Below are 23,385 nucleotides of genomic sequence, written 5' to 3' on the forward strand. Positions count from 1 at the left end.
ATTTTTTTCAGTTAAATGTTGAAATCACACTTATTATTCCGATATTGGATTGCGTATGGGGAACAACAAATGATTTATATTAAAAAAGTATCATGTTTGCTTTTCGTACATTTCAATTTCTTAAACCTACTATACCTAAAAATTTTCCATGAACAGTACAGTTGATTGTATCAGGGGAATGGTAAACAGCACCGGGAAAAAGACGCTGGTTTTTTTCCTGGTGTGTTTGCTGAGTTTTGAATCAGCACTCATTGCCCAATCCCAATCTGAAAGAAAATTCGAAAACCCCATTTTAGCTGGATTTTATCCGGACCCAGGCATGTTCAGGGTTGGAGACGATTTTTATCTGGTTACTTCCACATTTACCTTCTTTCCTGGAGTACCCATTTTCCATAGTACCGACTTAGTCAATTGGAGACAATTGGGGCATGTGTTGGACCGTCCTTCCCAAATGGATGTGGATGGCTTGCAGCTTTCAGAAGGTATCTTTGCGCCTACCATACAGCACCATGAAGGTGTTTTTTATATGATTACCACCATTGTTGGTAAAGGGGGTAATTTTGTAGTTACTGCAACAGATCCAGCGGGACCATGGAGTGATCCGGTTTTCTTACCGGCTGTTCAGGGAATTGACCCTTCTATCTTCTTTGACGATGATGGTAAAAATTACATCATTTACAATGGTGATCCACCGGAAAACAAATCACTTTACAGAGGTCACCGTACGATCAGAATGATTGAGTTTGACACAGAAACCCTCAAGACTGTAGGGGATAATGTTATTTTGGTCAATGGTGGGGTCGACATCCATTCCAAGCCTGTTTGGATAGAAGCACCTCATATTTACAAAACAAGAGGTTATTACTACCTCTGGGCTGCTGAAGGCGGGACAAGTGTCAATCACTCACAGGTTGTATTTAGGACCAAAGACCTGAAAGAAATGTTTATTCCTTATAAAAACAACCCCATATTGACTCAGAGGCATTTGGATCCAGCGAGACCCAATCCGATTTCTGCCGCAGGTCATGCTGATATGGTGGAAACAAAAAACGGAGAGTGGTGGGCAGTTTTTCTTGCGACCAGACCTTACGACAAAAGGGATTATTACAACATCGGTAGAGAGGTGTTTTTGGCACCTGTCACTTGGACAGAGGATGACTGGCCTGTAATCAGCGCAGATTTTACAGAAGTGCAATATTTTTATGATGCTCCGGATCTTCCTGAAAATAAGGAAAATATACCATTCCCTGTATCAGGAAGTTTTACTATCAAAGACAATTTTGACAGCGAAAAACTTAAGGATTATTGGGTATTTGTAAGAGTTCCAAAAGAAAAATGGCATTCTATTAATACTAAAGCGAAAAAGCTTACCGTACAGCTTAGGCCAGAGACCATGTTCGAAAGGAAAAACCCAAGCTTCATCGGTAGAAGACAACAACATAATTTGGGATATGCAACCACCGACCTGACATTTGAACCAAAATCATCCAATGAAATGGCAGGCATGATGTTGCTTCAAAATGAGGAGCATCATATTTTCTTCGCAAAAGGTATAGATGATGAAGGAAACCATGTCGCTAAGGTACTCAAAGCAACCAAGGAAGGCACTTATGAAGAGCTTTCCAATACCAAGTTAGGTAAATCCCCTAAGTCTACCCTTTCCCTAAAAGTTGAATTTGAAAATGCTAAATATACTTTTTCCATTAAGGAAAGAGGTGATAAAGATTGGAAAGAGGTACTGGAGTTTGCTGAAGGGGAATACCTAAGTACCAGAATGGCTGGAGGTTTTGTAGGTGTTACTATGGGGCCATACGCTACTTCTTCTGGGGAGTCAAGTGATAATAGTGCTGATTTTCATCAATTCACATACTCAGGTGAGAGTACTGCAGTCAAAAATCAAAAATAATGTATTTCAAAATATGAATTTTAGGGTTTCTTGTAATAGAATGTTTTGATCTTCAAGGTCAAATCATTTTTAAAACCCCGATCAGAAATATAATCTGAATCGGGGTTTTTCTTTTTTTGAGACTATTTAAAAAGGACGTCATTGTGTAAAAAATACAGTATTTTTTATATTAGCTTGATTTTCAATATAAAAACCAATTTCAGCCAAGGAGTATATAAAGTTTTAAATGAATTTTATTTGAATCATTGAATTGTAATAATCAGATATTCAGGTTTTTATAAATAGCAAACCTAAAACCTAATAACCGAAAAAAGATGAAACAAAAAAGCAAATCCCTTATGATCTTAGGGCTTGCCCTGGTATTAAGTATCTCTAGTGGTATTGCTCAACAGGCAAATGTCAACCTTGAATTTGACCCACAAAGAGACAAAGAAGGACTGATTCCATTCAGTGCCAGGATCAATTCACCTGAAGTTCATGATGACAGAACCGTTACCTTTAGACTTATTGCTCCAGAAGCGAAGGAAGTTAAACTTGCCGGAATAGCGCTGTTGACCGGTTTGGGAAAGGGTAACGAGCCCATCCCTTTTTCTAAAAATCAAGAGGGAGTGTGGACATTGACTGTCGGCCCCCTTCCTGCGGATATTTACGCGTATCATTTTCATATTGACGGAGTACAGGTCACAGATCCCAGTAATACCTATGCGGCCTTTACGGCTATGCCACCTTACAGCCAATTGGTAGTTCATGGAGATGGTCCCGCATATTACGATGCCAAGCAAGTTCCCCATGGGAATGTAACAAGGCATGTGTATCATTCGGAAGTGACTGATGGAGAGAGGGAAATGTATGTGTATACACCTCCTGGATATAGTGCCAATAAGAAATATCCTGTTTTGTATCTGCTGGGAGGAAGTGGCGAGTTGCCGTCCAATTGGATTTTTGATGGTAGGGCTAATTTTATCATGGACAACCTTCTTGCTGAAGGTAAAGCTAAACCCATGATTATTGCCGTTCCAAATAATCAAGTGCTCCATAGAAATCACCCTCAGCACACTGAATTGACTTTTGATATTTTTGAAAAGGAACTCAAAAACCATGTGATTCCACTTGTAGATCAAAACTACAGCACTATTCAATCACCAAAAGGCAGAGCATTGTCAGGGTTATCTATGGGAGGCCGGCACAGTTTGTTTGTTGGTTTTAGGTCATTGGATCAGTTTGCTAACTTCGGGATTTTAAGTGCGGGAGATACCGAACCGGAAACCTCTCTTTCTTACTTTTTGAATGATCCTGATATCAATCAAAAAGTCGACTACCTATTCATTGGTCAAGGAACAGAAGAAGCAAAAGGTTTTTTTGGTGCCAGGGTAGAGGCTTTGGTTAAAGCGCTAGAAGCTCATGAAATTGAACATGAATATTATGATGGAGGGCACGGGGGACACGATTGGTCTACTTGGAGACATTTACTATACTACAGGTTCCTGCCAAATCTTTGGCAACAATTAGATTGAACCTAAGATTAGAAGACCTTCTTGTTGGCCGATAGCTAAAAAACAAGAAGGTCTTTTTTCTAAATCCTGGACTTTATATTTTTTCTAGACTTTTTGGTTGAAATCGGCTATCATTTATTCAATCACCTTATGATATATGGTTAAAAGCTTAACCTGTTTGTATAAAATTTTAATTAAGTATTAGAGATGAAATAAAATATACTAGAAGCTCTAACTATAGAAAATTTACTGAAGTTTTTAATCTGAAAAAAAATATTTTTAAGTCATTGAAAATCAAGTTTTTCACTTAAGCGAAATTAGTGTAAATATGACATTTAATAAAAATAGCTCATGCCATGTAAATGATGGCAGTTTGATAGAAATTTTAGCTTTTTATATCCGCAACGAAAGACTGTAATAGATTGATAATCAGTGGTTAGTATATTTTTGGTCAATTGAATTTTTATAAAACACCTATTTATATTTGATCAAGTCAGTTACAGTAATACCCAAAATAAAATGAGTACCGATAAATTTAAGTTCATTATCATATATAGGCAGCTACTTAAGTACTGCTCTGGGAAAAAATCTAACTTCTGCCGGTTCATTTTTTTTGGTGGGAATTCACGGACTCCTGACTTTTATTCTTTTACTAAATGCCCTACTTCATTTTGGCACCACCCATTTCTTGAGTTTTTCAAAGGGGAATATTCAACTGAATTATACTTTAATGACAACCATATTATTACAATTATGAATACCTATTTCAATACAAGTTAATCCCCAAAATTAACCTGAAGCATTCCGCTTTTAAGGTTGTGAAAAATGTCAAACACAAATCAAACCTAACAATAACCTAAGTAAATATTTATGAAAAGAATTGTACCAAGGCAATTTTTCTTTCGGATGAACAGGGCAGGTTGCTTTTTATTGGTTTTTCTGATTTCATGGGGAAACCACTCTCAAGCATATTCGGAAACCATTGAGGATTCCACTGCTTCTGTCTCTTTTCATCCGAGAGAAACAGAATTGAAAGATTCCGTATCCAGGTCTAAAAAAGAGAAGGAAAATACGGCAAGAGAAGAAGCTGAAAAGAAGCCTAAAAAATCCGAAAATATAAGATTTGGTAAATCTACGACTAAAGAATCAGCTCAAAGTATTTCGGAATTTCAGGAAATAAGAGGAGTTGTTGTAGACGATAGCGATGGAGAACCCATTCCTGGTGTAACCGTGCTGATCAAAGGAACTTCCAGAGGCATAGCAACAGGAATAGATGGTGAGTTTTCCATAGATGCTGAACCGGGGGAGGTATTGATTTTTAGTTTTATAGGATATAAAACTCAGGAAATACCTGTTCAGGCTGGCAGAACAGTATATAACATTTCATTGGTAAACAGTGATACTTCTCTGGAAGAGGTTGTCATCATTGGATACGGTGAGCAAAGAAAAGAGACATTGATTGGAGCTGTCAGCCAGACAAATAGCGCTGTATTGCAGCGTACTGGTGGTGTGTCCAATCTTGGAGCGGCATTAACCGGTAACCTCCCTGGCCTGATTACTACCCAAAGTTCGGGAATGCCTGGAGATGAAACTCCCCAGATTTTTATTCGAGGTCAGAACAGTTGGAATGGTAACTCACCGCTAATTCTTGTCGATGGTGTTGAACGACCCGAGTTTTTTAATCAAATGGATATTGGATCTGTAGAATCGATTTCTGTGTTGAAAGATGCCTCAGCTACTGCGGTATTCGGTTCCAGAGGTGCCAACGGAGTAATCATAGTAACCACGAAAAGAGGTAAAGAAGGAAGGGCGGAAATTGTAGCCCGTGTAAATGCTACCGTCAAAGCACCATCCAAACTTCCAGGTAAAATGGACGCTTATGATGCAATTGGTATCAGAAACAGAGCTATAGAAAGAGAATTGACTTCAAGCCCTCAAGCCTGGTCCCAGATTATTCCGCAGGGAATCAGAGAAAAATACAGGTACCCAGCGAACCTGGAGGAAGCGGAAAGATACCCGAATATTGATTGGCAAAATTATCTATTTAAGGACCATGCTATGGCCTATAATGCGAATGTGGCTATCAGTGGAGGGACCAAGCTCACCAAGTATTTTGCTGCATTTGATTTTCAGCATGAGGGTGATTTGTTCAATCAAATAGACAATGACAGAGGTTATCAGCCGGGTTATAATTTCAATAGACTCAACTTTAGAAACAACCTGGACTTCCAACTTACTCCTACTACTCAGTTGAAAGTTAATTTGGGAGGTATTTATGGAGTAAGAAAGACCCCTTGGCAAGGAGGAGACGATGCCAACTTTTGGAGGGCGGCATACAGAAATCCACCTGATGCCTTTGTCCCAAGATATTCAAACGGACTTTGGGGATATTACCCATTGGATGATTATGGTGCTATCAACTCTGCAAGGGTGTTGGCAATCGGGGGTGTTGAAAATATCACAACCACCAGCCTTTCTACCAACCTTGTTTTGGAACAAGACCTGAAAATGATAGCCAAAGGGTTGACATTCCGGGGTACCATGGCTGTTGACAATACCTTTATTGAAGTCGGAAGAGGGGTAAATGACCTTTTCAATGATACGGAGCAGATGTGGATAGACCCAGTGACTGGCAGGATCAATTACAAAAACAATTTTGACAACAGTAACTTTGATTTCTTCCAACCAATTGCATGGACGACGCAAGGTGGAAATATTGCCTCAGATCAATTTAATGGACCACAGAGAAGGTTGTTTTCTCAATTGCAATTGAATTACACTAAAACCTTTGGTTCAGACCATAATGTCAACCTGATGGGGCTATTCAGTAGACAGGAAGATGCTATAGGCAGTGTGATTCCAAGTTACCGTGAGGACTGGGTTTTCAGAACTACCTATAACTACAAAAACAAGTATTTGGCAGAATACAACGGAGCTTACAATGGCTCTGAAAAATTCGGAATCGATTACAGGTTTGCATTCTTCTCTTCAGGAGGTATTGGATGGGTAATATCAGAGGAAGGTTTTTTAAAAAACAATTCCACAATCGATTTCCTAAAGGTCACGGCTTCTTATGGTCAGGTCGGGGATGATAATATTGGGAGCCGGTTTCTTTACATGAATCAGTGGGCATTTAATGGAAATTCCAGAATGGCCACTATTGGTTGGAGAGATGATCTGAGTCCTTACACTTGGTACAGAGAGCAGGTGATCGGTAATCCAAATGTGCGTTGGGAGACTGTTTATAAATACAATTTCAAAACAGAGTTCAGTTTATTCAATGGGCTAATCGATGGTAGCTTTGATCTTTTCCGGGATGATAGGGTTGATATCCTTATGGCCGGTGACAGGTCTATTCCAAGCTATTACGGAGCCAATGCACCTGCGGCAAACTTGGGAAGAGTAACTACCACTGGTTACGAAATAGAGTTGGGATTCAATAGAATACTCAGCAACGGTATCAGGATTTGGGCTGATGTTGCTGTCACAAGAGCATTGGATATTGTAATCAACCGAGACGATCCTGAGTTTTTGGTCGATTACCAAAAGCAGGCAGGTTTCCAGTTAGGACAACACAGATCCCATATTGACCATGGGTTCTACAATACTTGGGATGAAGTGTACGGAAGTACTCCTCACAATACCAACAATGCGGGCAAACTGCCAGGAGGATATCATATTCTTGATTTCAACGGAGATGGGATAATCGATGCATTTGATGCTGCTCCATTTGGCTTTTCCAATGTTCCTCAGAATACCTATAATGCCAATATAGGAATGGAGTGGAAAGGGCTTTCATTTTTTGTTCAGCTCTATGCGGTCAATAACGTAACGAGAAATGTGCCATTTACCAATCTTGATGGACAGCGGAATTTGGTCTATGATGAAGGGACTTACTGGTCTGCGGACAATCCTAATGCAGAGACGCCGCTTCCAGTCTGGCTAACACCGGTTTCCTATTACTATGGAGCTAGGTATCTCTATGATGGTTCATATTTAAGAATCAAAAATGCAGAATTGGCTTATACATTAAATCCTTTGAGGGCTAGTAAACTCGGATTGAATGGCTTGAGGGTGTTTCTTAATGGGAATAACCTTTTTGTCTGGAGCTTGATGCCTGATGACAGAGAATCCAACTTCGGTGTAGGTGAGGCATGGGAAGGAGCTTACCCTATGGTAAGAAGGGTGAACTTGGGACTGACAATGACATTTTAAATCGGATTAACAATGAATACGCTACATAAATCAATAATTGAAAAAACTAAAGTGGTCTTACTGCTGGCAGTAATGATTCTGGCCACTTCGTGTGAGGATTACCTGGAGCGAACTCCTGAATCCGTGATTTCAGAAGAGATAGCATTTCTGAATTTTGAAAATTTCCAAGGCTTTACCGAAGAGCTTTACCAGTGTATACCCAATTTCACAACGACCTATTGGACCAGTTCCTGGAACTGGGGTGAAGATGAAATGGTATCAGCTGCCGGTAATTTCCACGTAACCTTTATGTTTGACAGGGGGAATTTCTGGGCCTGGCAAGCAGAGCATAGTGGTCATGGTGGCCGTTCCAGTTGGCTTGACAAATGGATGACACATACTGGTGATAACCCTCATGACAAAGGTCTGTGGCCACTGGCTTGGTACGGAATCAGAAAGGCTAATTTGGGTTTGGAAAACCTTCATAGAATGACCGATGCCACCCAGGAAGAAAGAGAATTGATAGAAGGTCAATTGCTATTTTTCAGAGGATGGTTTCATTTTATGATGATTCAATATGTGGGAGGTTTGCCTTATATAGATTCAGTTTTGCCTGGTGATGAACCTTTGAGAGAAGCTAGGTTAAATTACCATGAAAGTGCTGAAAGAGCAGCACAGGATCTGAGAAGAGCAGCTGATTTATTACCCATCGATTGGGATCATACTGTGGCCGGAAGAAGGACACTAGGTAGGAATGAGTTGAGAGCGAATAAGATTATGGCACTTGCTTATTTGGGAAAAAACCTGCTCTACGCAGGAAGTCCATTAATGAATCTGGAATCAACAGGAAGTAGAACATACAATGCGGATTTTTGCCAGAGAGCTGCGGAGGCTTTTGGGGAATTGCTTGACTTGGTAGAAAGTGGTCAGACACAATATGCCCTTATGCCTTTTGACCGTTGGCATAATAATTTTTATACCATGGGGCAAAACTGGGCACTCTCAGGAGGTACTGAGGGGATTTTCAGATCTTTGTATTGGTCTGGTGACCAGTCCAATTGGGGGATTACAAAGCAGTTTTTTCCTTCAGTGATTGTTGATGGAGATGCTACCAAATTTGTTCCTACTGCCAATTATGTGAATCAGAATTTTGGCATGGCCAATGGTCATCCACTTCCTGAACAAATACAGCAAGCTGATGCAGAGTCAGGGTATGATCCTCAATTTCCTTTTAAGGACAGAGATCCTAGATTTTATAAAAGTATTGTTTTTGATGGGATGCAGGTAGTACAAGGTTCTATGCCACCAAACCAAGAAGATAATCGACACGCAAACCTGTACACAGGAGGCAGTTATAGAGGAGAGGTTTCCGGAAGTCCAACGGGCTTTCTAAACAGAAAGTTGGTACCGCTTGAAGCCAACACCTATGACAATGCTTTTGCATTTGGCGCGGCTTTGCATTTGAATGTTCCTTACCTGCGCTTGGCTGATGTTTACCTGATGTATGCTGAGGCAGCCCTGATGGGACACAATGCTGTGACAGGCAAGTCCAGCAATTTTGACAAAACCGCTGTAGATGCAGTCAATGTAATCAGAGAAAGAGCAGGTATGCCAAATGTCCTTTCAAAATTCACTGCATCTGTGGATGATTTTTTACATGAATTACGCAGGGAAAGGGCTGTCGAACTGGCATTTGAAGGACACAGGTTCAATGATTTGAGAAGATGGCTTTTGTTGATCGAAAGACCTTATAACCTCAAAACTTCATTGGAGTTCAACCGAGCTCCTGATTTTGAGTTGGGCGGTGATCCTTCTGAGCTGAGGGTTCTCAATATACGGGAAGAGGTATTGATCGAAAGACCACTGGCCGAGCGTCATTACTGGTTGCCATTGAAGGTCTCAGATGTAACCCTATATCCTGAATTCAGACAAAATCCAGGGTGGTAAAAGCCTTACTGGTCAAACAAAAAAGAAACAAAGATGAAATATAGATATATCATATTGTTGTGGTTAGCTTTTCTGTACACAGGATTAGGGATAGTTCTGGCACAAAACGAGCAACCCATAAGGATCAATGGATCCGTCAATACGCAGAGCGGATTGCCCTTACCAGGGGCAGCTATTATGAACGATGAGGAAGAAATACTCTCCATGACCAATGAAAATGGTGAGTTCCAAATTGAGGTTTTACCCAATTCCCTTTTGATCGTGGGAATGGAAGGGTATGAGACTAAGGTATTGAGAGCAAGTGCTCAAGTAGGAGAAATCATTCTGTTCAGCGAGTGGGAGTCAAGACAAGTCAATACAGCCTACAGGAGAACTGACTCTGGAAGTCTAATAGGAGGGATCAATTTTATCAATGTTCCTGACTTGATTGAGAAAAACTATTTCTCTTTTCCATTGGATAATATGGCTGGTTTTGTTCCTGGTTTTCACGGTAATATTTGGGGGAATGATGGATATCTGCTTTTGGTAGATGGTGTCCCAAGAGACCCGGGGAGTGTTACAGCACTTGAAGTGGAGCAAATCTCCTTTCTAAAAGGAGTTTCAGCCGTAGCGTTATATGGAAGTAGAGCTGCCAAAGGGGTGGTAATGATCACCACAAAAAGAGGAGCGGCAGGCAAGCAGCAGATTAATTTTCGAAGTAATACAGGTATCCATACTCCCAGAGGCATTCCTCAATACCTTGGTTCTGCAGAATACATGACCTTGTTCAACGAAGCAAGAGCAAATGATGGCTTGCAGCCTTTATTTTCTCAGGAAGAAATCTATCATCATGGAGCGGGAACCAACCCTTACAGGTACCCGAGTATAGATTTTTATTCTCCTGAATATCTGCAGGAAGCTTACAGTAGACATGATGCGGCATTGGAGATTTCAGGTGGTAATGACAGGGCCAGATACTACACCAATTTGGGTTTTATGTCTGAAGGATCCTTATTGGATTTTGGTCAGGCTGTGAACAACAGAAATGAACGTTTCAATATTCGAGGAAACGTGGATATGAATCTGACCAAAAACATCACCGGTTTTGCTGATGCGGCAGTTGTTTTCTATAATGGTAGGGGAGTCAATGCGAATTTTTGGGAAGGAGCGGCCAATATCAGACCGCATAGGTTCTCTCCATTGGTTCCCATTAGCATGTTGGAACAGGATGACCAAAACTCCTGGAATTTTGTAGATAATAGCAGTCACCTTATAGGAGGGCAGTATTTGTTGGGAGGAAATCAATTGGAGCAAACCAACCCGATTGCCGGAATCTATGCAGGTGGTTCAAGCCAATTTACCAGTAGGCAATACCAGTTCAATACAGGAGTAAACGCTGACTTGAAAAGTGTTCTTCCCGGACTGACTTTCAATTACAGATTTGGCTTGGATTATTCAACCTCTTACAACCTTTCCTTTAATAACAACTATGCAGTTTTTGAGCCATCATGGAACAATTACGCAGGACAGGACCTGATTGGTGGACTTACCAGATTTGGGCAGGATGCCAGTACACGAACTCAAAACATTAGTGGCAGTATGTTCCAACAAACCATGGCCATGTCCGCACAGCTGAACTACAGCACTGTGATCAAGGAAGATCATCAAATATCGGCCATGTTGATCGGTGGAGGGTTCCAAACTGGTACATCTGCTTTATACCATAGGATCAGCAATGCGAACCTTGGGCTTCATGTGGGGTACAACTACAAAAACAAATATCTGGTAGAGATGAACAATGCTATGATTCATTCTGCCAGGCTTCCTGAAAATAACAGAACTGCATTTTCTCCGACCATGTCACTTGGATGGAGAGTCAGTGAAGAAGCATTTATGAAAGGTTCCTCCGTGATTGACAACTTGTTGTTCTCTGTTTCAGGTGGTGTTTTGCATACTGATTTGGATATACATGATTATTATCTGTATGAGCAGGTTTATACGCAGCAGGGAGATGGAACAGTGTTTTATACCTGGAAAGATGGTTTGAATAACCTTTCTACCATTTCCAGAAGAGGGGCAAACCCAAATATGACCTTTCCAAAAAGGGAAGAAGTAAATTTTGGGGTAGATGCTTCCTTGTTCAAAAACAAATTGATGTTTAACGGCTCTTTCTTCATCAGCAGGATGACTGGGTTGTTGGTCCAAAGGGGTGACGTATACCCAAGCTACTTCACTACAGGTTGGCCGGCATCTTCCTTTATTCCTTTTGAGAATTTCAACGCTGATCAAAGAATGGGTTTTGACTTCAATGTAAACACAAACCAAAAACTTGGCGAAGTGAATTTGAACTTGGGACTGGTGGGTACTTATTATACAACTCAGGCCTTGGAAAGAGGAGAAAACTGGCTGGATTCCTATCAAAGTAGAACAGGAAGGCCAATAGATGGAATCTGGGGGCTTCAAAATATGGGATTCTTCCAAAACCAGGAGGAAATCAATGCTGCCCCAAATCAGATTTTTGGAGAGGTAGTTCCAGGAGATATCCGTTATGTAGACCAAAACAATGATGGTGTTATTTCACCTCAGGATGAAGTTTTTCTAGGAAGAGGGGGCTGGTTTGGAGCTCCACTGACCTTGGGTCTTAATGTGACCGCCCAATGGAAGAATTTTACATTTTTTGCTTTGGGTATAGCCCGTACAGGAGCCTATGCTATGAGAAACAGTTCCTATTTCTGGATCTCTGGAGAGTCTAAATACTCAGAAGTAGTAAGAGGAAGATGGACAGAAGAAAATGCTGATCAGGCTACCTTTCCTAGATTGACTACACTCAATGGAGCTAATAACTTCAGAAATTCTGACTTCTGGCTTTACAGTACTGACAGGTTTGATTTGGCAAGAGTTCAGATCAATTATAAAATACCTACCGATAGGATTTTTGGAGGGGAGTTCATCAAAGGTATGGATGTGTATGTAAATGGAGCTAATCTGCTCACTTTGGGACCAAACCGCAAGATCCTTGAAATGAATATTGGTACAGCTCCACAGACCCGGTTTTTCAATTTAGGTTTAGCAGCTCAGTTTTAAATCCACACAAAAATGAAGAATACAAAAAATATACTTGGCGTTTTGGCAATCTTACTCATGCTGAATACAGCGTGTGATGATTTGTTTGAACCTGCCATTCAGAATATTCGTGACCTGGAAAGCAGTTACAATGAGCCTAGATTTGCCCAAGGCCTTATCATCAATGGCTATGCCAGGATACCCAGAAATGGTTGGAGTTTCAATGATATGGCTACTGATGATGCAGTGAGCAATAATGAAAACAATGCCTATTTCAATGTAGCCAGTGGTCAGTGGGCTGCGGATAATGATCCATTGAACCAATGGACCAATTCAAAAGCAGCCATTCAATACCTCAATATCATGATCGAAACTGCCGACTCAGTGTCATTTACGGTAGATAATGATCTAGTTGACAGAATGTTTGCGGATAGGATCAAAGGCGAAGCCTATGGTTTGAGAGCTTTGTTTATGTTTCACTTGTTGCAGTCCCATGGTGGATTGGCAGATGGGGAACTATTGGGAGTTCAGATTTTGGATGAGCCTTTGGATCTTAAGTCGGAATTCAACCGTCCCAGAAATACATTTGAAGAATGTATGCAGCAACTTTACCTGGATGTGGAGAATGCTTTAGAATTATTGCCACTAGATTATGAAAATATCCCAAGTGAAGATATGATGCCCGACAGGTACAAAGCCATGGGTGCCAGCAGAAATGACTACAACAGAGTGTTTGGTGAGGATGCAAGACAATTGTTGAGTGGAAGAATTGCCATGGCAATCCGTGCTCAGGCAGCATTATTGGCGGCCAGTCCTGCATTTAGTCAGGGGACAAGCACCTCCTATGAAGATGTGGCCAATTTTGCAGGTGAGCTGTTAGAGAAAAACGGTGGCGTATCAGGATTGGCACCTACCGGGCTTACTTGGTATACAAACGTATCTGAAATCAATAACCTTGGTGGTGGAGTCAATACAGCAGAGATTCTGTGGAGAAACTCACTTGGTGGTCCTTCGACCAATCTTGAAGAGTCTCATTTTCCACCAACTCAATTTGGAAACGGATTATTGAACCCAACACAAAACCTTGTAGATGCTTTTCCATCAATAAACGGGTTTCCAATAGGCCATCCTTCCAGTGATTATGATCCCACAAATCCATATGCGAACAGAGATCCAAGACTACATCATTTTATAGTCTATAACGGCAGTACTGCTGGCCCAAATAGCCAGGTAATCAATACTGCAGCAGATGGGGGGACCAATGATGGGATCAATCGGGTAGAGGTTTCTACCAGGACTGGATATTATATGCGAAAGCTGCTTAGGCAGGATGTCAACTTAAATCCTGTTTCCATGAATGGGCAATTGCATGTGCATCCAAGAATTCGCTATACAGAAATATATCTTATCTATGCAGAGGCTGCCAATGAAGCGTGGGGACCCTCTGGGACAGGTTCATTTGGCTTCTCTGCCTATGATGTTATCAGAGCTATCCGGCAAAGGGCCGGTATCGGTCTGGATAACGGGGACGCGTATCTGGAATCTATCAAAGGTGATCAGGATGCTATGCGACAATTGATCAGAAATGAAAGAAGACTGGAGCTTTGTTTTGAAGGTTTTAGGTTCTGGGATTTGAGAAGGTGGGATGAAGACCTGACAGAAACAGCGAGAGGAATGAGGATTGAGAACGGTTCCTTTGAGCATATCAATGTTCAAAACCGTGTTTTCGGAAGCCATATGAAATATGGTCCGGTTCCTTTGAGCGAGCTATTGAAGTATAATGCTTTACGTCAAAATACAGGGTGGTAAAAATTGAATTTGTCGTTTGTGTTAATCCAAATGAATCAACAATTGAAAGATGAAATCTAGCATGAAAAACGTCATCCAAGGAGTGGCCACAACCAGGCGAGATTCCTCAGATGAATCGGGGCAGGCTATGAGGTCGATAAATGAAAATAATAAACTCATGAAAAAATCAATAACAATACTAATGATACTCTTGACTATGGGGATATTTTCCTGTGTCAATGATGAATGGCAGTTCCCGGATTTTGATTACCAGACTGTCTATTTTGCCCATCAGTATCCAGTTAGAACCCTCACATTGGGGGACGATATTGTGGATACAACTTTAGACAATGAGTGGAAATTTCAGATAATGGCTACTACAGGAGGGGTTTATACCAATCAGCAGGATATTAGATTGGAAATTGAAATTGACCCGACTCTAGCTGAAGGACTATTATTTTCTGAAGGTGGGGACGAGGTCATGACATTGCCCTCTGAGTATTTTCAGATGAGTGCCAACAGTATCTCAATTCCCAGAGGTGAAATCATAGGAGGAGTGGAAATAGAACTTACAGGTGCTTTTTTCAATGATCCAAATGCCATAAAAAACACCTATGTAGTGCCCTTAAGAATAACTTCCGTGGAAAATGCTGATTCGGTACTGGTGGGGAGATCCCCGATGGCCAATCCAAATCCGCATGTGATCGGTGATTGGGATGTAACACCGAAGGACTTCGTACTTTACGCCATCAAATACATCAACGAATACCATGGAATCTATCTTAGAAGAGGTGTGGACGTCATCACAGGAAAACCAGGTTATGAGGAGTTGAGTGATGAGGTAGTTAGGCGGGAAGAATTTGTAGAGAGAGATGAACTGAATGAAATCCATACCCAAGCTTTGGATGCGGCCGAATTTCCGTTGACTTTCCAAGATCCTGAGGGAATGGATGTGGAAGTGACACTTCTCCTCACTTTTGACAATCAGGGGAATTGTACAGTCTCTTCTGCAACAGACGGTGTCAATGCGATCGGTGGAGGATCATTTGTCAAAAAAGGAGAGAAAAAGAGCTGGGGTAACCAAGATAGGGATGCCCTTTACCTACAATATGAAATCGATATGCCCAAAATGACAGTAAGTACTGTAGACACACTTGTCATGAGAAATAGGGGAGTAGGCTTCGAGACTTTCAACCCAGTTTTAAAATAGTTTTTATTCAAATCTTTGGAAGATATGCAAAATAAAATATTAAGACTTGGAATTCTGTGCATGTTGGGATTTTCCTCTTGTACTGATTTCAATGCATTGGAATATGAGGTTGAAAAACCTATCAGTGTGGAACGGCAGGAAGAAATCAACAGTTACGATGACCTGATAGCTTATGTGGAAGAAAACCGTGGCCCCGATTTCAGGCTTGGGGTTTCCTTGCCTGCAACTGATTATACCGCTCAGGGTATTAGATATAGACTTATCAATAGGAATTTTAATGAGTTTGTGCCCAGCTCAGGGCTTGACCATAGGTCGATTGTCCAGAATAACGGATCCCTCAATTTGACACAGGCAATCGGCCTTTTTGAAAGTATAGAAGAAAAAGGGATCTCCCTTTATGGAAGTCCTTTGGTCTGGCATAGAAATCAAAATGCAGCTTATCTGAACGGACTGCTTTCTCCGTTGATTGTGAATTCACCTGCATTTATGAATGAACTGGAAATAGCATCCTTGGCTGAGCATACAATGGAAGGCTGGACTTTTTCCGGAGATGTGCAAGTAGAAGAGGGTGAGGGAATGGGAAGTAATACTCCTGCTGTGAAAATGGTTGCTGGATCGGGTGTCAATGCACCTGAAGATTTACAGCTTACCTCTCCCATGATTTCTGTATTGCCAGGTAAAACCTATGAAATAATTGCTTATATCAAATCAGATCAAGAAGGGGAAGGTCGGTTCACTTTTGAGGGGTTGGGAGATAGCAGCCCTGAAATAGACTATAATGGAGATGGCATTGCAACTGAAAGCTTTACTACAAGCATTTCCTGGAAAGAGGTCAAATTCAGTGTCAGTAATTTTGAAGAGGAAACATTTCAGTTCAAGCTGGAGCTGGGTTATCATCCAGGAGTTACTTATTTCCTGGATATCAACAACCTGTATGTGTATGACACAGATGGTGACCCCTTAATCAATAACCTGATTTCTAATGGCGACTTTGAATCCGGTATTGCCTGGGGAGGTTGGGGTAATAATTCCGAAAGAGGTGTCACCGAAGACGGCATGGGAGCCGGAAATACAGGCAGGGCTTTTTATGTAACCAATCCATCTCTTACGGGTGGTTTCTGGGAGGTTCAGACAATTTATGAATTGGGCGAACCGCTGAATGAAGGGGAAACTTACCAGCTTAGCTTTTGGGTCAAAGGAGATGCAGAAGGAGCCATTCGTCCAGAGCTTCAAAGCCCGGATTTTTCATCTAATGGTTTCGGTCAGGTCTTTGTCACAACAGACTGGAGATTGGTTACTTTGACGACCACTGTTACTGCCGCAGATAGAAATAGATTTATTATCAGTTACGGAGAGTTTGCCGGAACTGTGTACATAGACGAGGTGGTTTTGGCCAGTGAAAGTCTTACAGGAGGTTCTACTACTGTGGTAGAGAAAACAGAAATTGAAAAATCATCCATTATTGAGAATCAGTTGGATAGGTGGATCAACGAATTTGTCACAGAGACTAAAGAGCTGATGACTGTAAGAGAAGTAATATCCGAACCGCTTAGCGATGCCAACCCAAGTCAGCTTAGGGGCGCTCAGGATACACCGCCTGCTGAGGGAGAGTTCTATTGGCAGGATTATCTGGGGAAAGACTATGCGGTAAAAGCTTTTCAAAAAGCAAGGGAATATGGAAATCCAGGAGATATGCTGCTTATCAATGAAAGTGGAATGGACCAAAACCTCGCTAAGTGTCAGGCACTCTTGGATTATGTGGAGTATATTGAAGAAAATGGAGGCCAAATTGATGGAATTGGTACTAAAATGACATTGGACCTGGAATCAGATCTGGAAACTGTTCAGGAAATGTTCCGCATGCTAGCCTCTACAGGGAAGAAAATCAAAATTACAGGTTTGGAAATCAGACTCAATGATGGACATCAAGACTCTGAGTATTTACAAGAGCAGTATGAGCTTTATAAGGAAGTGGTAAAGCAGTATTTCAACAATATTCCTGCGGATCAACAATTAGGAATTACAATTTCCAACCCGATAGATAGTGGAAACGGAGGAAGATCAGGTTTATGGGATTCTGCTTTGACCAGAAAACCGGCCTATGCAGGTTTTGCAGAGGGAATTATTGATTGATAAGGGTTAGTTAAGCGATTAAGCTTCGGAGAATTACCAATAATTTGATTCTCCGGAGTTTTCTTATTTCATATTACCAAGTTATTCAGGCTGAACCAAGGCCAAACTTTCCCAACCATTAAGTTCTTTATTGTGGTGGACTTTTTCCATTGCAGCGGCAATTTTATTTTTGAAGGCCCAACAAGTCTCTCTTCTTAATTCCAAAATTTCTGACAATTCATTCAAGGTCAGGTCCACATCTTTTCTGTTGGAAAGGTAGAGCATATAAAATGCTTTTTCAATTGGAAATTTAAGCTTGTGAAATAAGGTATCCACGGTTGGAGATTCATAATAATTGCAGTTTTTACATCTCCTGCCATAATTTGGGTCTTCATTGTACTTATTATACTGGCATTTTTTACAGCTGAATTTGTTTTTCCACTTGAGTTCGGCAAGAAATCTAAGGCAGGATTCCTTATCTGGAAATACTTTTTTGAAGCCTTCAAAGTCCAATCCTTTCATCAAAGCCAGGTTTTTGGTGATTTCTTCCACAGAGGATTTGAGCTGCGCATTGTTCTGTTCTAGTATCGCATTCAGTTGTGTTACCTGGGCATTGAGTTCCTGCAATTTGACATTGGTAGTCTGGAGTTCTATGTTTTTATGGGACAATGCCTCTGCCATTTTTTCAATCTTTTCCGTTCTGGCCCGCACCTTTTTCTTCAGTTTGCTATTAAGCTCCTTGGTAAGTTGATTGTTCTTTTCCAAAGCCAGAGTTTTCTCTTTATTGGCCTGTAGAAACTCAGCTTGAAGGAATTTGATCTGATTGAATATTGAAAATGAGAATAGAATTGTTTCCAGAAAAATTACAGGATAAACCAGATACCAATTGAGAACAGCATTGTCAAAAATCTGTATACTCTTGGCATAGGAGTAAATGATTACCAGAAAAAGGCATGCATAAGCGAATATATAGGGCCAAGAGTAAATGCCAGCTTTGGATAAGGCCAATAAACCTGCACTGAACGGAATCAACAAAATGATAATGGTCAGGGTGAGATAGGTGATGTAATAAAGTTCGAATATATAAACCTGATTGATAAATAAAACCAACTTCAATAGGACTGCCCAGTATGTTAATTTGAGCATTCTATTGCTTTTGGTGTATTTCTGGATAAACCTATTGGAAAAAAGGAGTGTTGCCAGAATGATCACCAGCTCAATGAAATATTCATTGTTCAATTTATTGACCCAAGGGTGGCTGGGCCAAATGTACTGGAATCCCAAACCATCTCTACCTAACGAAAACCAAATACATGCCAGAATAAGGCATATAAAGTAGACATATAAAGTGTCCTTCATTTTGAAAAACAAATAAAAATTGAAGATCAAAATGAGTAGAAGTACACCGTAATAAATACCCAAGAGAAAATATTCATTTAAAGCATGGTTGAAAAATGCTTCATTGGATCTAAGCAGGAATGTAAATTCCTGATTGTAATTTCTTGTTACACGGAGAAAATATGTTTTTTCCTCTGAGGGCCTAAGGTCAAGAAAGTAATTGAAATTTTTATGTTTAATCCTTCTTTCAAAAAAAGGAAGGTTAAAACCTGCTTTGGATTCTGAGTAGCTGCCATCAGGATTTGGGAAGAAAAATGAGACACTTTTGATATCAAATCCCCAAGATTCAAAATACCATGAAATATCGTGGTCAGACAGCTCATTTTTTATATTGATTTTCAGCCAGATAGGAGTTTCTAGATGGCCGTATAAAACATGGGCGTCATTTACACTTTTGAACTTGCTTTTAAATGCTTCACTGGATATTTCCTCAACAGTGTATTGGGATGCAGTATCAAGGAAAAATTCCATTCTGTTGATGACAGGGATTTTATTCATCCCATCTGTCAGCACTATTGTATCTCTGTTTTCATCGCCGGCAGCGACAATTGAAGGGAAAGCAAACCCAAAAATCAAAAGGAGATAAAATATTTTATGGTAAAGTTGATTCAATAGGCAATTCATTTAATGTTGGTTTAATAACAGGTTTATTTGAGTAAATAAAAATAGCAAAGATTTTTGGCCGAAAAGAAAAAAAATGGAATTGAGCTTTTATTCATCTACATCAGCTCTCAGAATGTAAGGTTAAAATTAAATAGACTTTTTAGTTTCTAGCACTTAATATAAGTAAAAACTGCAATAAAATGAAATCGATTACAGTATTTTAAGGTTTCCTTAAAGGGATTATGAACTTTACTTGAGATTTAAAAAAGGCTTTTTATTTAAATCTGATATTTTATTATAGCCCTGTTTATGAGTGAATTATGGATTGAATATAAATTAATACATAAGGTGATATCCTCAAGACTATTGTAGAAAGTTTTTTGATTGTCAGTGATTGGCTTATGAAAATTTGTAGTAAAAGCCAGTTGTCCCTTTAAAATTTCAAAAAAAATGAAATCGATTGCAATTTTGAATAATTTTTCAGAGGTTTAAATCCAAATCACAATCCTAGGGGTATGCAAATGCTTCGAACCTAGCTGATTGGGGTGAATAAACTCAATAACATTTCTCATAAATAACCTAAACATGAATTCAAAATTTACTGATGAATTTCGCTGGAACCTTAAAAAAGGTGCTCGCGATTGGCTTTTCCGCCTTAGCGGAATAGTTCTTTTGCTTTTTATTAGCAATTGGGTTCAAGCACAAAGCGTAACAATAACCGGGGAGGTATTGGATGAAACAGATTTCGGGCTTCCTGGTGCTTCTGTGCTTGAAAAAGGAACGAGTAATGGGGTTGTGACAGATCTTGATGGTAAGTTTAGCATCAATGTACAGCCTGGAGCTACTCTTATTATTTCCTTTATTGGGTATACCTCTCAGGAAATAATGATAGGGAATCAATCCACAATTACCGTAAATATGGAGCCGGACATCAGCGCTCTTGAAGAAGTAGTAGTAGTTGGATATGGTACGATGAGGCAGGAAGCAGTTACAGGCTCTGTGGCATCTATTGGAGGGGACAATCTAAGAGAGGTGCCATCAGGTAATATTACTCAGGCCCTCCAAGGTAGGCTTCCGGGAGTGGATATTTCACAAACCTCTTCTCAGCCTGGGGCCACTATGCAGATCAGGATTAGAGGTAACCGTTCGCTTACCGCAAGCAATGATCCTTTAGTTGTACTGAACGGGATTCCATTTGCAGGAGCTATCAGTGATATCAGTCCTGAAGACATAGAAAGTATAGATATCCTTAAAGACGCTTCTGCCACGGCGATTTATGGTTCAAGAGGTGCTAATGGTGTAATTTTGATTACTACCAAAAAAGGCTATAAAGGCCAGCAGGCCAGGGTTAGTTACAATGGTTTTGTTGGTCCTAAAACTGTTTTTTCCAGATACCCAATGATGAATGCTTCTGAATTTATAGAAATGAGAGAAGCAGCTGGGATGTTTACCAACGGCCCCAGTGAGTCCAATGACATCGATACTGATTGGCAGGATTTGTTTTACCAAACAGGAATCATGTCAAGTCATGATTTCAATGTTTCAGGTGGAGGTGAGAAAAGTTCCTACAGTTTTGGTCTTGGTTATTATCATGAAGAAGGAGTGGTCCCTACGCAACAGTTTGATAGGATTTCCATGAGAGCCACTGTAGATCAGGAAATAGGTAATCATTTGAGGATAGGTTTTAATACAAATAATAATTTCAATACTACCCAAGGTTCTCAAATTGGACTTTACAATATCCTGAGCATGTCGCCGATTGCTTCACCTTTTAATCCTGATGGAACAAGGAGAAGAACAATAAATATGCCTCTGGATGAGACTTGGGTTGGGACAAGAGATGTTTTGAATGACCTTGAAGGCCAATGGCTCAATGAGACCAGGTCTTACGCAACTTATAATGCAATTTATGCAGAACTTAAAATACCTGGTATTGAAGGGTTGAAATATAGAGCAAATCTAGGTCTGGATTATAGGCAATCCAATCAAGGGGAATATATGGGGACAGGGATCAATAGTCCGAATCCGGAAACTCCCTCTACAGCTGCAGTAGCCAACAGTCATAATTACCATTGGATTTTAGAAAACCTGATCACTTATGATAAAATTTTTGCTGACAAGCATATTATAAATTTTACAGGTTTGTATTCAGCTGAACAAAACAAATTTCACCGCTCCAGAATGTGGGCCCGAGAGATACCAGCTGACCAGTTTCAGTTTTATAATTTAGGATTTGCAGATGGGGAAATACAGATCAATCCCAATGATCAGCAGTACCAAGTATGGGGCTTGCTGTCTTATATGGGAAGGATTATGTATTCTTATGATGATAAATATATGATATCAGCCACCTTGAGGTCTGATGGATCTTCAAGGTTGGCTCCGGGATTCAAATGGCACACCTACCCAGCGGTTTCAGCAGGCTGGAATATTGGTAAAGAATCATTTATGAATGGGGTGACTTCTGTGGATATGCTGAAGCTTCGAGTGGGCTATGGTCAGACTTCCAATCAGGCCATTTCACCTTATGCTACCTTGGGAGGCTTAGGTACAAGGCCTTATAATTTTGGCGATGATGTATATGCGATGGGTTACTTTGTGAATTCCTTGCCCAACCCTAACCTTGGGTGGGAATATTCGGAGACCTATAATGTTGGTGTTGATTTCGGTTTGTTCAACAACAGGATCTCCGGTAGCTTGGAATACTACATCACAAACACCAAAGATATTCTTTTGGGGGTAAATCTTCCAGCTACTTCAGGGGTGAGTTCTTATACTGCCAATATTGGAGAGACCCAGAACAAAGGGATTGAGCTGGCCTTGAACGGCCTGTTATATGAAGGGAATGGCTGGAGATGGGAAGCTGGTGTAAACTTGTATGCCAACAGAAATGAGCTTATTTCTCTTGCATCTGGACAAACCAGAGACGAAGCCAACTGGTGGTTTGTAGGTCATCCTATTGACGTGGTTTTTGATTATGAATATCAGGGACTTTGGCAGCCAGAAGATCCTCACTTGAATATTTTGGAGCCAGGAGGAAACCCAGGAATGATCAAAGTTACTTACACAGGTGATTTTGATGATGAAGGAGTGCCAACCAGAGCTATTGGACCTTCTGATAGACAGATTTTAGATCTTCAGCCAAACTTTATGGGTGGGTTCAATTCAACAGTATCCTATAAAAATTTCGATTTCACGGTAGTGGGAGCGTTTAGAAGTGGGGGTATTTTGATCAGTACACTGCATTCAGCAAACGGTTACCTGAATATGCTCAATGGCAGAAGAAATAACGTCAGGGTAGATTACTGGACTCCTGAAAATCCTGATGCAAGATATCCTGCTCCAGGAGGATTGGCAAGTGCTGACAATCCAAAATATGGTAGTACATTAGGGTATTTTGATGCTTCATATCTCAAAATCAGGACGATGACATTGGGTTATAGTTTTGACAACAAGAGCAACTGGATGTCAAAAGCCGGTGTTGATAGATTCAGAATATATGGTGCTGTACAAAACCCATTTGTTCTTTTCTCGCCATTCAACAGAGAAACAGGAATGGATCCTGAGACCAATTCATTCGGGGATCAAAATGCAGCTGTTACGACAGCTTTTCCAAGCAGGCTGCTGACAATTGGTACGAATTCGCCGGCAACCAGAAATTTCCTTGTGGGTATCAACATGACATTCTAAGA

The 23,385-nt window shown here is 40.5% G+C and carries 10 protein-coding genes; 9 read left to right on the forward strand and 1 reads right to left on the reverse strand.

Annotated elements, in window-relative coordinates; all coding sequences use genetic code 11:
• Positions 1 to 148 precede the first annotated feature (148 nt).
• The 8 genes from A33Q_RS17785 (at position 149) to A33Q_RS17820 (ending at position 17,713) form a co-directional block, all read left to right on the forward strand.
• Positions 149 to 1,906, forward strand: coding sequence for a glycoside hydrolase family 43 protein (locus tag A33Q_RS17785; protein WP_009035047.1), 1,758 nt, complete (start codon positions 149 to 151; stop codon positions 1,904 to 1,906).
• Between the two features lie 314 nt (positions 1,907 to 2,220).
• Positions 2,221 to 3,420 (forward strand): esterase, encoded by a 1,200-nt coding sequence (locus A33Q_RS17790; RefSeq protein WP_009035048.1) that lies wholly within the window; start codon positions 2,221 to 2,223, stop codon positions 3,418 to 3,420.
• Between the two features lie 849 nt (positions 3,421 to 4,269).
• Positions 4,270 to 7,614: a SusC/RagA family TonB-linked outer membrane protein gene (locus A33Q_RS17795; protein ID WP_009035049.1), complete on the forward strand. Its 3,345-nt coding sequence runs from the start codon at positions 4,270 to 4,272 to the stop codon at positions 7,612 to 7,614.
• A gap of 12 nt (positions 7,615 to 7,626) precedes the next feature.
• Entirely contained in the window at positions 7,627 to 9,540 is a 1,914-nt protein-coding gene (locus A33Q_RS17800) for a RagB/SusD family nutrient uptake outer membrane protein (RefSeq protein ID WP_009035050.1), read from the forward strand.
• A gap of 33 nt (positions 9,541 to 9,573) precedes the next feature.
• A complete protein-coding gene (locus A33Q_RS17805) occupies positions 9,574 to 12,603 on the forward strand; it encodes a SusC/RagA family TonB-linked outer membrane protein (protein ID WP_009035051.1) in 3,030 nt (1,009 codons plus the stop codon).
• Between the two features lie 12 nt (positions 12,604 to 12,615).
• Complete coding sequence (locus A33Q_RS17810) at positions 12,616 to 14,391, forward strand: RagB/SusD family nutrient uptake outer membrane protein (RefSeq protein ID WP_009035052.1); 1,776 nt, start codon at positions 12,616 to 12,618, stop codon at positions 14,389 to 14,391.
• A gap of 157 nt (positions 14,392 to 14,548) precedes the next feature.
• Entirely contained in the window at positions 14,549 to 15,580 is a 1,032-nt protein-coding gene (locus A33Q_RS17815) for a DUF5627 domain-containing protein (protein ID WP_040490673.1), read from the forward strand.
• Positions 15,581 to 15,604: 24 nt separating this feature from the next.
• A complete protein-coding gene (locus A33Q_RS17820) occupies positions 15,605 to 17,713 on the forward strand; it encodes an endo-1,4-beta-xylanase (protein WP_016255507.1) in 2,109 nt (702 codons plus the stop codon).
• An 81-nt stretch (positions 17,714 to 17,794) separates the two neighbouring features.
• Here the strand turns inward: A33Q_RS17820 and A33Q_RS17825 are convergent, their stop codons facing one another.
• Positions 17,795 to 19,714 (reverse strand): 7TM-DISM domain-containing protein, encoded by a 1,920-nt coding sequence (locus A33Q_RS17825; protein ID WP_009035055.1) that lies wholly within the window; start codon positions 19,712 to 19,714, stop codon positions 17,795 to 17,797.
• 564 nt (positions 19,715 to 20,278) lie between these two features.
• On the opposite strand from A33Q_RS17825, the gene A33Q_RS17830 reads away from it, so the two are divergent.
• The gene (locus A33Q_RS17830) at positions 20,279 to 23,383 is read left to right on the forward strand and encodes a SusC/RagA family TonB-linked outer membrane protein (RefSeq protein WP_009035056.1); all 3,105 of its coding nucleotides are present in this window, start codon (positions 20,279 to 20,281) and stop codon (positions 23,381 to 23,383) included.
• The last annotated feature ends 2 nt before the right edge of the window (positions 23,384 to 23,385 follow it).

Source organism: Indibacter alkaliphilus LW1 (assembly GCF_000295935.2).
GTDB classification, from domain to species: Bacteria; Bacteroidota; Bacteroidia; order Cytophagales; family Cyclobacteriaceae; genus Indibacter; species Indibacter alkaliphilus.